The sequence below is a fragment of the Bacteroidia bacterium genome, from assembly GCA_016218155.1.
Classification (GTDB): Bacteria; Bacteroidota; Bacteroidia; order Bacteroidales; family GWA2-32-17; genus GWA2-32-17.
On sequence record JACREQ010000076.1, the window covers coordinates 20,712 to 35,980 of the forward strand.

17 protein-coding genes are annotated in these 15,269 nt (G+C 31.9%); 2 read left to right on the forward strand and 15 right to left on the reverse strand.

Annotated features, from left to right (window positions below; genetic code table 11):
* Window positions 1–9: 9 nt before the first annotated feature.
* From HY951_13990 to HY951_14035, 10 genes are all read right to left on the reverse strand, one after another.
* Entirely contained in the window at window positions 10–990 is a 981-nt protein-coding gene (locus HY951_13990; GenBank protein ID MBI5541172.1) for a PHB depolymerase family esterase, read from the reverse strand.
* 11 nt (window positions 991–1,001) lie between these two features.
* Window positions 1,002–2,291, reverse strand: a complete 1,290-nt coding sequence (locus tag HY951_13995; GenBank protein MBI5541173.1) for a DUF5103 domain-containing protein — start codon at window positions 2,289–2,291, stop codon at window positions 1,002–1,004.
* A 53-nt stretch (window positions 2,292–2,344) separates the two neighbouring features.
* Complete coding sequence (locus HY951_14000; protein MBI5541174.1) at window positions 2,345–2,800, reverse strand: hypothetical protein; 456 nt, start codon at window positions 2,798–2,800, stop codon at window positions 2,345–2,347.
* Between the two features lie 11 nt (window positions 2,801–2,811).
* Complete coding sequence (locus HY951_14005) at window positions 2,812–3,255, reverse strand: hypothetical protein (GenBank protein MBI5541175.1); 444 nt, start codon at window positions 3,253–3,255, stop codon at window positions 2,812–2,814.
* 34 nt (window positions 3,256–3,289) lie between these two features.
* Entirely contained in the window at window positions 3,290–3,838 is a 549-nt protein-coding gene (locus tag HY951_14010) for an RNA polymerase sigma factor (protein ID MBI5541176.1), read from the reverse strand.
* A 14-nt stretch (window positions 3,839–3,852) separates the two neighbouring features.
* A complete protein-coding gene (locus tag HY951_14015) occupies window positions 3,853–4,812 on the reverse strand; it encodes a transketolase family protein (GenBank protein MBI5541177.1) in 960 nt (319 codons plus the stop codon).
* A gap of 6 nt (window positions 4,813–4,818) precedes the next feature.
* Window positions 4,819–6,195 (reverse strand): VWA domain-containing protein, encoded by a 1,377-nt coding sequence (locus HY951_14020; protein MBI5541178.1) that lies wholly within the window; start codon window positions 6,193–6,195, stop codon window positions 4,819–4,821.
* Window position 6,196: 1 nt separating this feature from the next.
* Window positions 6,197–7,045: a transketolase gene (locus tag HY951_14025; GenBank protein ID MBI5541179.1), complete on the reverse strand. Its 849-nt coding sequence runs from the start codon at window positions 7,043–7,045 to the stop codon at window positions 6,197–6,199.
* Window positions 7,046–7,131: 86 nt separating this feature from the next.
* On the reverse strand, window positions 7,132–8,301 hold the full coding sequence (locus HY951_14030; GenBank protein ID MBI5541180.1) for a hypothetical protein: 1,170 nt from the start codon (window positions 8,299–8,301) through the stop codon (window positions 7,132–7,134).
* Window positions 8,291–8,875, reverse strand: a complete 585-nt coding sequence (locus tag HY951_14035; protein MBI5541181.1) for a sigma-70 family RNA polymerase sigma factor — start codon at window positions 8,873–8,875, stop codon at window positions 8,291–8,293. Before HY951_14035 ends, HY951_14030 begins: the two co-directional genes overlap by 11 nt.
* Window positions 8,876–9,006: 131 nt before the next feature.
* Here HY951_14035 and HY951_14040 point away from each other — a divergent pair, with 131 nt between their 5' ends.
* Entirely contained in the window at window positions 9,007–9,582 is a 576-nt protein-coding gene (locus tag HY951_14040; protein MBI5541182.1) for a superoxide dismutase, read from the forward strand.
* 25 nt (window positions 9,583–9,607) lie between these two features.
* Here HY951_14040 and HY951_14045 read toward each other — a convergent pair whose 3' ends face one another.
* From HY951_14045 to HY951_14065, 5 genes are all read right to left on the reverse strand, one after another.
* Window positions 9,608–10,453, reverse strand: coding sequence for a DUF1571 domain-containing protein (locus tag HY951_14045; GenBank protein ID MBI5541183.1), 846 nt, complete (start codon window positions 10,451–10,453; stop codon window positions 9,608–9,610).
* A 32-nt stretch (window positions 10,454–10,485) separates the two neighbouring features.
* On the reverse strand, window positions 10,486–11,844 hold the full coding sequence (locus HY951_14050) for an MATE family efflux transporter (GenBank protein ID MBI5541184.1): 1,359 nt from the start codon (window positions 11,842–11,844) through the stop codon (window positions 10,486–10,488).
* A 120-nt stretch (window positions 11,845–11,964) separates the two neighbouring features.
* The gene (locus HY951_14055; GenBank protein MBI5541185.1) at window positions 11,965–12,774 is read right to left on the reverse strand and encodes a purine-nucleoside phosphorylase; all 810 of its coding nucleotides are present in this window, start codon (window positions 12,772–12,774) and stop codon (window positions 11,965–11,967) included.
* Window positions 12,722–13,837 (reverse strand): tetraacyldisaccharide 4'-kinase, encoded by a 1,116-nt coding sequence (gene lpxK / locus HY951_14060; GenBank protein MBI5541186.1) that lies wholly within the window; start codon window positions 13,835–13,837, stop codon window positions 12,722–12,724. Before lpxK ends, HY951_14055 begins: the two co-directional genes overlap by 53 nt.
* 69 nt (window positions 13,838–13,906) lie before the next feature.
* Complete coding sequence (locus HY951_14065) at window positions 13,907–14,356, reverse strand: type I restriction enzyme HsdR N-terminal domain-containing protein (GenBank protein ID MBI5541187.1); 450 nt, start codon at window positions 14,354–14,356, stop codon at window positions 13,907–13,909.
* A gap of 129 nt (window positions 14,357–14,485) precedes the next feature.
* Between HY951_14065 and HY951_14070 the strand changes: the two genes are divergently transcribed.
* Window positions 14,486–15,268, forward strand: coding sequence for an AMP nucleosidase (locus tag HY951_14070; protein ID MBI5541188.1), 783 nt, complete (start codon window positions 14,486–14,488; stop codon window positions 15,266–15,268).
* The last annotated feature ends 1 nt before the right edge of the window (window position 15,269 follow it).

Here is a 15,269-nt window from a genome sequence, read left to right on the forward strand (position 1 = left end):
ATTATAAACTTATTTTATTAATCCGAAATCTATTGCAGTCTGATATGTTGAATGGTATCCCTTATCTACTCCAAACAATCCTGTTTTTCCTCCTTCTTCATTGCTTTCACCGGGTTTAATCAGCAACCTATGACCCAAATGTTTAATTTCATAATACAATACACATGTATCACTCTTTTTATCCAAAAAAGAATAACGAGTTATATCAGAAATGTTTTTAAAACAAGTATCAGTTTTATCAGGAAAAGTATCTGCTCCACAAACTGTTGTCCACTGGTTTATAATTAATCGCGCATTTCTGTGGTTAACAATTGGATCACTTAATCCTTGATAAATAATCATTTTGGGATATTTTCCTTTATAATCTACATTTTGCATTACAACTCTTTTTGCAAGTTCATAACAAGTAATGTCTTTATTCCCAATCATTGCATTAAACGAAGCCGCCTGATTTGTCACTATTTTATAAGCACCTCCAGCAAATATTGCTCCTGCCGAAAATGTCTGAGGATGTGTTGCCATCAAAGCGACACTCATTGCAGCTCCTGCTGAAAGTCCTGTTATAAAAATTCTATTTTTATCTATCGGATAATGCTCAATCATATAAGTTATCATTTGAAAAACCGATTCGCCCTCACCTTTTCCTTTATTAACATCGCTTCCCCTAAACCAGTTAAAACAAGAATTAGGATTGTTCGAAAACTTTTGCTGAGGATACATAACCATAAAATCGTTAATATCTGACAGTTTATTCCAGCCTGTCAATTCTCCAACATCCTTAGCAGTCTGACTACAGCCATGCAACACAACAACCAATGGTTTTAACAAAGTATCATTTACAGTTTTATTCTGATACAAAAACATACATATATTACCTGGGTTTGTTCCAAAACTATCAATTCTTAAAAGTTCGTCGGATTTCTGAGCTAAAACATTAGACACAATAATATGATAAATAAAAATAAATAACAATGTGCCCTTAATGCTCATTTTTCTTTAAATTATTTTTGTGTAACTGAATTAATAACTTTTATTCCTGTTAATCTATCGTATTTTGATGTCATATCATGCCAATAAACAAATATCAGATAATCGTTTTCAGTTTCATAATGATTTCCTTCGATAAAGCCTAAATCAGCTTCTTTTGAACCATCTTTCATATATGCATATTGATAATCGTAAAATCCCTGCTTTAAAAACATTGTAAGCTGATAGGCTTTCTTCTCGTAGTTGTAAATCATCATATTACTTTTTGAGCAACGCCAGTCGCTAAGCGCACCAAAAACATACATATTACCATCAACCATTGGTGCTTCATATGGTAAAGAAAAAGTTGCATAAACATAATCTGCTTCAATATCACTATCAATTCCCAATGAATTTTTGACTAAGAACTTTCCGTTTAAATCCTGCCATTGAAAATAAATTTTAAATGTTCTTTTTTCATCAGGTAACAAATAAAAATGATAATATGGTTTTTCGAAATTTATGTATTGTACCCGCTCAGTCTGATATCTTACACTTTTTGCATCAATCCATCTAAATTCGCTACCACCTTGAAAAAGATTACCATCCTCATAATTATAAATTAACTCGTTATCTTTAACAAAAAGAGGTTTTAAATCGGTAATTGCATTATCCCATCTGTAATTCTGACTAACAACAACTTTTATATCCTGAAAAGGATCGTTGCAGTTAAATCCATTCCGTAATGTAAAATCAACCTCCTGATGACTTTTCATTAAATCAATCTGAGTGGCTCTTTTAATCGATGCTTCAATTTCAGTTTTACTCTCAACAACAAAAAATCTACGGGTTAAAACGAGTTTTTCTTTATCACCGTCTTCATAAACAATAAGTAAATAATTTCCCGATGCCTTAAGTTTTACATTGTCATTTGGAAACGAAATTTTATAATGAATATAATTACAAAATGTATTAAATGATTGTTTGTATTCAGTAATAGGATTTTCCGAAAAACCATCGATATAATCTGTAACTGAAAGCTGCGAAGGTTGCCAATTGCTGTTACAATGAATTAAGTAATATGAATAATTACCAATATTATCGGCAACTTCATCAAATGTTATAGCAATTGTATCTGTGGCATTAAGTTCAACAAAAGGATATGATAACTCAAAACTCTGCCTGAATGTTAAAGGAGTTTTAATACTTTCTTTATAAATAAAGTTATCGTAGCGAAGAGCTTGATTTGTAAAATAATCTTCTTGCGCAGAAAGCAAAAAAGTGCTAAATATTAAAGATATAACTAAAAATATTTTAAAAAGCATGGGTAATTTTTTTTCAAAAGTAGTAAATACCATGCCAAAAGAAGAATAACTTGCTACTCTTTAGTTGGTGAGCAGCCTTTTAATTGTTTTAAAAGTTCGTGTTTAAACTGGCGTTCAGCATGGTTTAGCTCCATTATTTTTGTAATTGGAAGAACTTTTTTAAATTTTACATAATAATCTGCATCTAATTTTGATGACGCTACCTCAAGCTCAATAAGTTTATCAGAAAGTGCTTCAATATCTTTATTACTAAGAGTTTCTTTGTTTTTCTTATAATTTTGCATTATAGATTTTTCCTCTTTATCAATCTCTTCTGATTTTTTATTTTTTTCGTTATAAATTGGCCAGAATTGCTGAGCTTCTTCAACAGTTAACTGTAATTTTTCAGTTATAAAACTAACTTTCTGAGCTTTTATCTGTTCTTTTTTCTTGCATTGCTCATCGCATTGTGCAAAAGAATTATTATAAAAGAAAGCTATTACTGATAGAATTAATATTATTTTCTTCATAATTTTTAATTTTAATATGCTTCTGCAATCAAATTCATATCCACATCATCATCAACAAGATAATCAATAATATCATCGCCTTCAACTTTAATTTCAGTAAAATTATTAGTTGTTATTACGTCCACTATCTGATTTTCATCAACAAAAGAAAGCTCTGCGTCTGAGGTGTCAGCAGTTATTGTAACTTTTGCGGTTTCAGCAATATTTATATTATTAATTTGTGGTTTTTGTGTATATTGATAAATGCCTATGCTTGATATAGATACTATTAATACAGAAGCAGCAACTGCAACTCTGCCTTTCCATGTATTCCACATTGTAACCTTCGGAGCAAGCCTGGTTTCGCTATCAATCTGCTGCATAACTCTTTCAGCAAAGTTTTCAAAGTATCCCTCAGGAACTTTAAATGGGTTTTCTTTATTGAAAAGTTCTTTATTTTCTGTGTTTTGGGTCATAACGGTTGCTTTGACAATCTTTAGTTAAAAAAGTTTAATCGGTTTTTAAAAATTCTTCGATTTTCTTTACTGCAAAATGATATGATGCTTTTAATGCGCCTTCTGAAGTGCCTAATGCAGCTGAAATATCTTCGTAACTCATTTCTTCAAAATATCTCATATTAAACACTAATTTTTGCTTATCCGGCAATTGATGAATTGCTTGCTGAAGTTTTATTTGCGCTTTATCACCATCAAAATATGGATCAGATTCCAGTTTTGCAGTAAAATCATTATTCGAATCATCAACCTGAACAAAAAACCTTTTATTTTTATTCTTTAAAAATGTAAGACATTCATTTGTTGCAATTCTGTATAGCCAAGTAAAAAGTTTAGAATCTCCCTGAAAATTAGGTAGTCCTTTCCATATTTTTATAAAAGCATTTTGAAGTATATCGTCAGTATCATCATGGTCGATAACCATTTTACGTACATGCCAATAAAGTCTGACTTTATATTTTTGAATAATCTCATTAAATGCAGCATTACTCAGAGCCGGATTTCCAAAATCTTTCAGAATATCATTATCGTCGCGCTCTGCCATTTAATAAGAAATGATTAAGCGTTTTTGCGAGCAATTACTTTTTGAGCAGAATCAACAATTGCAGCAGTATTTAATCCAAATTTATCCATTAACTGATCTGGGGTACCACTTTCACCGAATTTATCGTTTACTGCAACCATTTCAATATTTACAGGTAAGTTTAATGCCAGAAACTGAGCAATACTATCTCCTAGGCCACCATTTCTGAAATGTTCTTCAGCTGTAACAACACACCTGGTTTTTAAAACAGATTTCAAAACAGCTTTTTCATCCAATGGTTTTATTGTATGGATATTTATTATTTCGGCAGAAATTCCTTTTGCTTCCAATATTTCTTTTGCCTCAAGAGCCTTCCAAACCATATGTCCTGTTGCAAATATTGACACATCTTTTCCCTCTTCAAAAACTATTGCTTTTCCAATTTCAAATATCTGATCAGTACTTGTAAATATTGGAACTGATGGTCGGCCAAAACGCAAATAAACCGGACCAACAAAATCGCCAATAGCAATTGTTGCAGCTTTGGTCTGGTTAAAATCGCATGTATTTATAACAGTCATATTCGGAAGCATTTTCATTAATCCAATATCTTCCATGATCTGATGAGTTGCGCCATCTTCGCCTAATGTTAAACCTGCATGAGAAGCGCAAATTTTTACATTTTTATTTGAGTAAGCTACACTTTGTCGGATCTGGTCATAAACTCTTCCGGTAGCAAAATTTGCAAAAGAAGTAGCAAATGGAATCTTATTGCCAATTGTTAATCCGGCAGCAACGCTAATCATATTTGCTTCGGCAATACCACACTGAATAAACCTTTCAGGAAACTCTGCTACAAAAGCATCCAGCTTTAACGATCCAATTAAATCGGCACAAAGAGCAACAACATTTTTATTTTTTCTTCCAAGCTCTAAAATACCTTCACCAAATCCTGAACGAGTATCTTTTTTTTCTTTTGCAATATATTTCTGCATAATGTTTTATTTGATATAAAGCGGTATTGAGCTACCACTTGTTATTTTAAAATTCTTGTTTATAGATGATATTGAACGTTTAACATTTTTTGCTCTCCACGATACCTGATAGTTACCCGGAAGTAATGTGTAGGTTTGCTTTACTGCTTCATTGTCGAGATTAACAACCCACTCTAATTTGTTATCTTTTTCTAAATAAACACTTCCATATCCAATAGCATCCATCATAAAAGTAACCATACCAGGATCAGGAATTCTAACTGTTGTTGTATGACTTTGAGCTATATCAATATCATTAATTAACAACCTTGGAAGTGTTAAAACTTCAATATCATAATTTCCGACTATATATTTCTCAGTAGAATTAACATTTTGCACATTAATTGTGTTCATTTTTCCTTTCTGGCGAACAATGAAATCAAGTTCTTTATATTGCTGGTTGTTAGCTTTAACAATTAAATATCCCTGAGGAGCATCTGCTGCAACAACAGTATGTTTGCCAGGGGTTAATTTAATGCTGTCAATAAATACCGGAGGAATAGTATGTGCAACTAAACGATATGTAGGCAACTGATCCAATATAAGAGTATCTGGAACACCACGGTTATTAAGTGTGTGAATATAATTATATTTCATCTTGCCGTTTTGCCTGTCGTAGAATGTCATATTAACATCTGTTTCCGTAGGATTACCACTTTTATCGAGCAAATTAACCTGCAGACTGGTATTGTTTAGTGCTTGTGAAATAACAATTCCCAGAACTTCTTTAAATTGAGTTTCGTTTGCTGCATCAAAATATTGCCCCACACATTCAAATGTCTTTTTAAATTCTATGTCCAAACCAACTCCAATAACAAAAGGCTTTAACATAACACCTTGCTTTTGCAATGCGAGTGAAACAGCACAAGGATCTCCATCACAAGCTTCAATACCATCTGTAATCAAAATAATAATATTTCTACTCTTTGTGCTTTTTGGAAAATCAAGAGCAGCACTTTCTAATGAACGGGCAATTGGAGTTGTTCCCTGAGGCTGTAATTTGTTTATTACTCCTTTAATTTTATCAAAATTATTTTTCCCGAAGGGTACTTCCAGTCTTGTGTCATCGCATCTTTGTGGAGGCACTGAATATTGATGTCCGTATACTCTTAATGCTACTTCTAAATTATCAACAGTAGATAAGCTATCAATCAAACTACTTAACATTTTCTTTGCAACATTAATTTTGCTGTCGGTTTCCCATTTTGCTAACATGCTTTGTGAAGCATCAAAAACAAAAAGTATCCTCGTTAATGAAATTGTCTGATCGGTTTGCTGAGCAAACGATAATTTTACAACGAGTGTAAAAAGAAAAAAAACAATATATACTTTAACAAATTTCATTTTAATAGTCGCCTAATGTTACAGGAAGTTGCGCAAGAGCTTTTTCACACTGCTCGTTGTTTGGAGCATTTCCATGCCATTTATGTGTTCCCATCATAAAATCAACTCCCATACCCATTTCTGTTTTCATTATAATAACGACAGGTTTACCCTTTCCAGTATTTGCTTTAGCTTTTTCTAAAACAGTTACTACATTTTCCATATCGTTACCATTCATTTCTAAAACTATCCATCCAAAACTTTCCCACTTTGCATTTAAATTTCCAAGTGAAAGAACTTTTTCTGTTGGTCCATCAATTTGTTTGCCATTAAAATCGACAGTTGAAATAAGATTGTCAATACCCTTTGCTGCTGCAAACATTGCTGCTTCCCATATCTGCCCTTCCTGCAACTCTCCATCACCATGTAAACTATAAACAAGATGATTATCCTTATTCATTTTTTTTGCTAATGCAGCGCCACAAGCAACTGATAAACCCTGACCTAAGGAACCACTTGCCATTCTTACACCCGGTATATGCTCTGCAGGTGTTGGATGTCCCTGAAGTCTTGTGTTTAGTTTGCGAAATGTTGCAAGTTCACTAACAGGAAAATACCCTCTATGAGCTAATACACTATACCACACCGGCGATATATGTCCATTTGAAAGAAAAAACAAATCCTCGTCAGATTCATTTATTTTGAAATTCTGGGGATTAATCTTCATTGTTTCAAAATAAAGAGCTGTAATAAAATCGGCACAACCTAGTGAGCCTCCGGGGTGACCAGATTGTACTGCATGAACCATTCTGACTATATCGCGACGAACTTGTGCCGCTACTGACTTTAATAATGAAATGTCGGCCATAATATTTTTTATATGGCTGTAAAAGTAGTGAAATACGTTTTAGAATTTTGAATGGTTGATAAAAATTGGAAAAGTATCGGAACACAAAACTAATTACCAAGCTTTTCAAGCTCAGCATCTGCATCTTTTGAAATGCGATAACTTGCTTTTGACCTGATTTCTTTTAATATTGCAACTGCTTTATCTTTTTCTCCTTTTGCAATATATGCTTTAGCCAAACAAAGTTTTGATTTCCATTTAATATTATCGTTAACAGAAGTTACACCTCGTAACGCATAAACTACTGCAGAATCTGGTTTGTCTGTATTTAAAAAATCATTTGCCTTATCCAGGTCTGAAACCAGCACATCACTATTTTTACTTAAATCAGTTAATCCTGCCGTTGTTGTAATTGTACTTTCTCCTGTTGCTGCCGGTGAAGAAGTTTGTAATGAAAAAGTAGCTCCTGCAACAACAGACTTAGATTCTTCTTTTTTATAGCCAGCCAGATCTTCCTTTGCTTTTTTATTTGATTTTGATTGCAATACTTGTAAATCACCTTCTTTTTCAAGCTTTTTCTCATCAGAAGCCGACTCTTTTGCTCTGTCAAAGTAACCCGGACTTTTCACTTGCTGCTGTTCCTGATCTTTTAATACACTTACTTTATCAACTTCACTAACTATATTTTGATTTGCCAATACAGAATTATCCTCTTCAGCCAGTTTTATCTCCTCCTGTACTGTAACAATATCGACAACTTCATCAGAGATAGCAGATACATTTGTTACTCTTGAATCAATATTATTCTTTTCGGCAATTTGTTTTTCGGGCAGATTTTTTCCTGATGTTTCTGTTGCATCTTTAGTCCAACCTAAATTTTCCAACTGTTTTGCACCAGTTTCAGGTTTTTCTTCTTTTGGCAAATTTGTTACTGTTTTATCAGCAACAAAATTATTTTTATTTGGCAATAAAAGTATTAGTGTAGTAAATGCAACAGCTAAAAACAATGATGCAGCAGTAGCATAAAGCCAGATTTTATTTTTTTTTGAAGATTTGTTATAAATTTTAGCTACTATCAATTGTGCTTCATTTTCAAGTTCGTTTTCATTTGAAAGTAAAGCAAAACCTTCGATATAATCAGAGCACATTTCACAATCGGCAAGATGGTTCTCAACAACTCTGTTTTGCTCCTTTGAAAGAACCCCTTTCTGGTAATCCCTTAAAATTTGTTCTTCGGGACAAGCAGAAACATTAAACGATATGTTAGATTTACTGAGCATGAGTATTTGTTAAGTAAATTTTTAAATTTCGTTTTCCATTTTGTATAAAACTCTTCACTTCATTTAATGAATAACCTGTAATCTCAGCAACCTCAACATAGCTTTTATCCTGAATATAAAAAAGATCAATGCAGGTTCGTTGTTTATCTGGTAGGGTTTTCATTGCTTCTGGAAGTTTTGAAAGATTTATTTCTGTTTCGTCTTTTTCGTCATGATGCAAAACAGTTTCATTTTCCATAAATGATTTTTCATCATTTATAAATCGGTTAGAGTTTTTAAATTTTGTTTTTTCTGACCGCAAATACATTAAGCATTGATTTTTTGTAATCATATGCAACCATGCTTTAAAATATTTTACTTCAAATTTAAGCAATGCCTCTAACAACTTTTCAAAAACCAACATTGTTACATCGCGTGCTTTTTCTTTATCACGCAAATATTTTAAGCTTACAGAAAACACAAATGTAGCATGTCGTTCAAACAAACGCCCGACTATTTCCGAATTTTTAGTCTTTCGGTATTGTTCGATGAGTTCTTCATCGGTTTCAGACGTACGTTTGAATAACTTAAGCAAAGTGTTGAATTTTATTATTCACCCGTAAAAATACAATTTTTACACCAAAAGAAAACGACAAGACTTTTAAAGAACTCTAAACAGAAATAATTTATTAATTTTACATTATATAACATTTTAAAATTTAAACTATGGTACATCAACTTCCTGCATTAAAATTTGATTTAAATGCCTTGTCGCCAATAATTAGCAAGCAAACTTTAGAATTCCATTATGGCAAACATCATCAGGCATATGTAAATAACTTAAACAACCTGATTAAAGAAACAAAATTTGAAAACTCTGATTTAGAGACTATTGTTAAAGAGTCTGAGGGTGGAATTTTTAATAATGCAGCTCAAATCTGGAATCATACATTTTATTTCGAAGCATTTTCTCAAAATGGAGGTGGTGAACCTACAGGCAAAATTGCAAGTTTAATTAATGAAAGTTTTGGCTCGTTTGCAGAATTCAAAGAAAAATTTTCTAAAGCTGCTGTTACTTTATTTGGTTCTGGTTGGGCATGGTTAGTTGTAAAGTCTGATGGAAAATTAGATATTGTTCAAACTTCAAACGCAGCTTGTCCGATTAGAGAAGGTTTAAAACCTTTATTAACATGTGATGTTTGGGAACATGCTTACTATTTAGATTATCAGAATCGTCGTCCTGATTATGTTGAGGCATTCTTTAAAATAGTTGATTGGAAGGTAGTAGAAAACAGATTATAAAAAGAAGTACTTAAAGTGCCTTAAGTTATTTAAAACCGTAATTTTTATTGTTTTCATTAAAATCCGCTTCTGTAAAGGGCGGATTTATTTTTACCTCAGAAAAACGATACTGCTCAAAAAGCCCCTTGTCGTCATAAACCTCCATGAAAATTGGAAGAAAGGTTGATTTATCAATTAGCAATGTTAATTTCTTCGCATAATCTGTTGGAACATTAACAATAGTCCCCACAGGTACAATATCCTGGTAATCTGTATATTTTGAATTTCTTTCAATTATGTGATAATCGGCTATATGAAGTTTTTTAGCAAGCATTGTTACTGTTGTATTTTCTTTTACTTTATATGAAATAATTTTAAAAGAAGGATTACTTAACTCAACCTTATAACAAGCAATACCATCAATAGTTACAACACCTTTATAAGTAGCCAGGTTATTAATTGAATCTTTATTTTTTTCGTATAAATAACTTAATATCTGAATAAAATAATCAAAGCCTGCTTCGTAAATAGTATGATGTTGACCAGCCCTTAATGTTTTACCCATTGGATCAAGTTCTACATTAATCCATGGAAATGCTTCGGGATTAACCAGTGCTTTTTTATTATACTTTTCATTTATTAAAACCTCAGCATTTGTTGGAGGTTTTAATTGCTTATAATAAATCTTTACAGGACTAACCTGCTTTTTAAAATATGCTTCAACAATATTGTAATCTTTTCCAAATCTTTCTTTTGAAGTAATTTTAAATGATAAAGTTTTAACCGCTTTTGACTTATCAAACATTTTTTTAGTAATGTCAATTGCATTCTGACAATAAACTATTGAACTAAAAAATGTTAAACCAAATACTATAATAATTTTTCTATTCATATTGTAGAAAATCATTGTCAAAGGTAATAAAATTAGGCTTCTGAAACAGCAATAGGTTTTGACTTTACAATTGATTTATTTTTCCACTTACCTGTTTTGTAATAAATATATGACAAAATCATACCAGAAAACCATGCCATTGGTATTGCCCACCAAATACCATGATACCCGAAATATTTAGACATAACCCAGGCTAACGGAATTCTTATTAGCCATAAAGAAAATAAAGTAATAAGCATTGGAATTATTGTATCTCCTGCACCACGCATAACTCCCATGTTTATAAACATTGTAGTATAAACTATATAAAATGCGCTAACAATGTATAAATATTCTTTACCAATACCTATTATATCAATATCAGGAGTAAATGCTTTCATTAACCATCCGGGTAGAATTACAATTACAGATGTAAGAACAATTGTAATTATCAGATTCATTTTTAATGTTGCAATATATCCTTTTTTTACCCTATCTGTTTTTCCTGCTCCAATATTCTGACCAACAAAAGATGACAGTGCGCCTGCCAATGTCATTGCAGGAAGACTTGCAAAAGAATCAATTCTAATCGCAACCGAATAGGCTGCAATAACATTAGTCCCAAATGTATTTACAATACTTAAAAGTGCTATCATTCCTAAAGAAACAAAAGTCATCTGAAATCCAGAAGGTAATCCAATTAGTAAACTTTTCTTAAAAATATATTTATCAAAAATTAAATTAAAAAATGAGAATCTAATTATTTTATGAGTCTTATTTAAATAAAAAACAGAAGATATAAATGCAAAACCCTGTGCTATCAAAGTAGCTATAGCAGCACCGGATATTCCCCATTTAAATACTACAACAAATAACAAAACTAAAATAATATTAAGTACTGTTGAAATAACAAGAAAATATAATGGCGTTTTTGAATCACCTAAACCCCTTAATATTGAAGCAACTCCATTATATCCAAATATAAAAGTAAGCCCTCCCATATAAATTTTTAAGTATAGTGCTGCCTGTGGTAAAATATCTGCAGGCGTATTAATCATCTTCAATATCGGCTCTGCCAAAAATATACCTATAGTTGTAATGATTATTGAAGCAAAGAATAAGAAAATATTCATGGTATCAATCGCACGTTTTACCATATTAATATCTTTCGCACCAAAATATTGCGAAATAATAATGGCAAATCCCATTGATAAACCAATAATAAGCGAAATAAGAGTAAATACAATTGGTGATGAGGCACCAACAGCAGCTAGAGCTTCTTTACCTAAATAATTTCCAACAATTATACTATCAACAATGTTATAAAGCTGCTGGAAAGCATTTCCCAACAACATAGGCCAAGCAAATTGCAGAATCAGGGAACTCTCCTTCCCTACAGTAAGGTCTTTCAACTAAAAAAATTTCTGCAAAGTTATGCTTTATAACAGTAATAAGGAATATATAATGTTAAAATTATTAAATAAAAAATGCCCTGACTAAACATAAAGTCAGGGCAATAATTTTTTCAGAAATTATAATTCAGAAATTAATTCTTTAATTATTAAAGTCATTAATGGCTCAGCTTTTTCGGCAACATTCTGAACATCTGCATGGGTTACTTTTACTATTTTACCCGGAACACCCAAATCGGTAATTATTGAAATTGCAAAACAAGGTATTCCCATTTGATGAGCAACAATAACTTCGGGTACAGTTGACATTCCTACTGCATCACTTCCAATCACTCTGAAATATTTATATTCTGCAAGTGTTTCTAAAGTTGGACCGGTAACACCAGTATAAACACCTTTTTGAACTTTAATATTATTTCTTTTGGCAATTGCTTCAGCTTTTGCAATAAGATTTAAGTCATAAGTCTCGCTCATATCTGGAAAACGAGCTCCGAATTCAGGATTATGTTTACCAATAAGCGGATTTGGAATTAGGTTAATATGATCATTAATTATCATTAAATCACCTATTTCAAAATCAGGGTTTACACCACCGCTCGCATTAGAAACAATTAAATTTTTGATTCCTAATTTTTTCATTACTCGAACAGGGAATGTAACTTCCTGCATATTATAACCTTCATAATAATGAAAACGACCCTGCATTGCAACAACTTTTTTTCCGGATAGTGTTCCGAAAATCAATTTTCCCTGATGCCCCTCAACAGTTGAAACAGGAAAATTAGGAATATTCTGATATTCTAAAACGTAAGATATTTCAATTTCGCGAACTAAACCACCTAATCCGGTGCCTAAAATAATTCCAACTTCGGGTATGCTATCTACTTTTCCCTGAATAAATTGAGCTGACTGGTTTATTTTTTCTAACATATTCTGTAATTTGTTTATTAAATCTGTTTTTATCACCGTAAAGAAAATCAATTTCTATGGGAATATAAAATGCAGGTAATTCTTCTAAAATTTTACTGTTTTGAGTTTCTCTTAATCTCAAAGAATCTTTCTCGGTAGTTATTATTATTTTATTTTCATCCTGAATACTATTAAAGGCTTCTGAAATTTTAATAATATCCTTTTTATTAAACACATGATGATCGTTAAATCTTAAATGGATAACTGATGAAGAAAAACGTTTTATGTGATTAATTAAATCAACCGGACTTGCTATTCCTGTAACCAATAAAACACTATACTTGTTCTTTGTAAAACTATAATTTGTTGCTAATGTTTTCCCGGGAAAAAGAGTAACCGGATTTTTATATTTAATTGTTGTAAAATAAAGAGTTTGATAAGGAAACAATTGCAAATCCTTTTCTAAAATTCGTCTTTCTATTGGCTTTATTTCGCAAGGCATTTTTGTTACAATAATAATATTTGCACGAATTTTATGATGTTCGCCTTCACGCAAATTTCCATAAGGCAGAAGATGATCTGTATGCAACGGTCGGTTATAATCAATTAATAAAATTGACATACCTGGTTTTACATAACGGTGTTGAAACGCATCGTCCAATAATACAACCTGTATATTTTTTTCTTTATCGGCAACTAATTTCTGAATTCCATCAACCCTGCTCTCATCAACTACTACGGTAATTTCGGGATGATTATTTTTAATCTGCAATGGTTCATCGCCGGCTTCTTTGGTTGTTGAATCAATACTTACTTCTCTATAACCCTTAGTTTTGCGCTTATAACCACGACTTAAAGTAGCAATCTGAAATTCGTATTTTAATAAACCAGCCATGTATTCAACATGAGGTGTTTTGCCTGTACCACCAACTGTAATATTGCCAATACTTATTATTGGAATTGAAAACTCACGTGTTCTAAGTACGTTAATATCAAATAGTAAATTGCGAAAACCTACTATAAACCCATAAAGTAATGATAACGGGTAAAGAAGAAAGCCGTATTTTCTTTGCTTGCCTGACATTTCTGAAATGAAAACGTGCTAAGGTAGTAAAGTTCAACCAATAAAAAAAAATGTTCTTTTGCAACAAAATCAAATCGACTTAAAATCAGGAATTTTCTTAATAAAAGTAATTTGACCATTTTCGAAATTCACATTACAACACAGATGCGACAAACCATTAGTAACTAACAAAATTTTTGTTCGAGTAACAATATTATATCTTCCAGCCTGAAGCAAAGTCTCATTTCCGATTTTAACTGTAGGAGCCTTACATTCTGCCAGTAATAGTGGAATTCCCTCGCTAGAAAAAACCACCAGGTCGCTTCTTACAGAATTATTATTTACACTAAAAGAATGTTCAAGTTTTATTAACCCTTCGGGAAATTTTAAATCTTCGATAAGATACCAAACCAAATGCTGACGAACCCATTCCTCGGGAGTTAATGCAACAAATTTTTTTCTCAGACGATCAAAAACCTGTAATTTTTGTTGCAATTTCCTAATGTTTAAAGGATATGTAGGAAAATTCAGGATTGTCATGAAATAATAATGTCAATTTTATTGAATATTAAATATAACAAAAATACAGATAAATATTTTCTGAAATCATATAGAATAACTTTAATGTAGCTTTTATAATAATTCTTACTTTTGCAAAAAGAAAATTAAATGAAAACCAAAGAAGAAATTATTGCAAACTGGCTTCCCCGATATACCGGAAGACCATTAAACGAATTTGGAGAACTTATTCTTCTTACCAATTTTCAGCTTTATGTTGAATTATTTGCCAAATGGCATGATGTTCCTGTAGTTGGTTTAACCAAAGCAATGCCAAATGCAAGTGCTGATGGTATTACAATTATAAATTTTGGAATGGGTAGTCCAAATGCTGCAACAGTAATGGATTTACTTGGTGCTATTGCTCCTAAAGCTGTTTTGTTTCTAGGAAAATGCGGTGGAATAAAAAAGAAAAATGAATTAGGTGATCTTATATTACCAATAGCAGCAATAAGAAGTGAAGGAACCTCAAACGATTATTTACCACCCGAAATTCCTGCATTACCTGCGTTCTCGTTGCAACGTGCAGTTTCATCGGCAATACGTGACCACAAACGTGATTACTGGACCGGCACAGTGTTTACAACAAACAAAAGAGTTTGGGAACACGATGACAGGTTTAAAAAATATCTTGAAAAAACCAGAGCAATGGCAATAGATATGGAAACAGCTACAATTTTTGTTGTAGGTTTTGCTAATGGAATTCCATCCGGTGCATTACTTCTTGTTTCCGACCAGCCAATGATTTCTACTGGTGTAAAAACTGCAGAAAGCGATCAGAAAGTAACAGAAAAATTTGTTGAAGATCATATAAGAATTGGTATCGATGCTTTAAAAGAAATCAGAAATGACGGGCGTTCTGTTAAACATCTTCGTTTTGATGACGGATTTTAAT

Coding starts and splice junctions, on each gene's coding strand:
- HY951_13990 (MBI5541172.1), bottom strand. CDS start 990: ATGAGCATTAAGGGCACATTGTTATTTATTTTTATTTATCATATTATT.
- HY951_13995 (MBI5541173.1), bottom strand. CDS start 2,291: ATGCTTTTTAAAATATTTTTAGTTATATCTTTAATATTTAGCACTTTT.
- HY951_14000 (MBI5541174.1), bottom strand. CDS start 2,800: ATGAAGAAAATAATATTAATTCTATCAGTAATAGCTTTCTTTTATAAT.
- HY951_14005 (MBI5541175.1), bottom strand. CDS start 3,255: ATGACCCAAAACACAGAAAATAAAGAACTTTTCAATAAAGAAAACCCA.
- HY951_14010 (MBI5541176.1), bottom strand. CDS start 3,838: ATGGCAGAGCGCGACGATAATGATATTCTGAAAGATTTTGGAAATCCG.
- HY951_14015 (MBI5541177.1), bottom strand. CDS start 4,812: ATGCAGAAATATATTGCAAAAGAAAAAAAAGATACTCGTTCAGGATTT.
- HY951_14020 (MBI5541178.1), bottom strand. CDS start 6,195: ATGAAATTTGTTAAAGTATATATTGTTTTTTTTCTTTTTACACTCGTT.
- HY951_14030 (MBI5541180.1), bottom strand. CDS start 8,301: ATGCTCAGTAAATCTAACATATCGTTTAATGTTTCTGCTTGTCCCGAA.
- HY951_14040 (MBI5541182.1), top strand. CDS start 9,007: ATGGTACATCAACTTCCTGCATTAAAATTTGATTTAAATGCCTTGTCG.
- HY951_14045 (MBI5541183.1), bottom strand. CDS start 10,453: ATGAATAGAAAAATTATTATAGTATTTGGTTTAACATTTTTTAGTTCA.
- HY951_14055 (MBI5541185.1), bottom strand. CDS start 12,774: ATGTTAGAAAAAATAAACCAGTCAGCTCAATTTATTCAGGGAAAAGTA.
- lpxK (MBI5541186.1), bottom strand. CDS start 13,837: ATGTCAGGCAAGCAAAGAAAATACGGCTTTCTTCTTTACCCGTTATCA.
- HY951_14065 (MBI5541187.1), bottom strand. CDS start 14,356: ATGACAATCCTGAATTTTCCTACATATCCTTTAAACATTAGGAAATTG.
- HY951_14070 (MBI5541188.1), top strand. CDS start 14,486: ATGAAAACCAAAGAAGAAATTATTGCAAACTGGCTTCCCCGATATACC.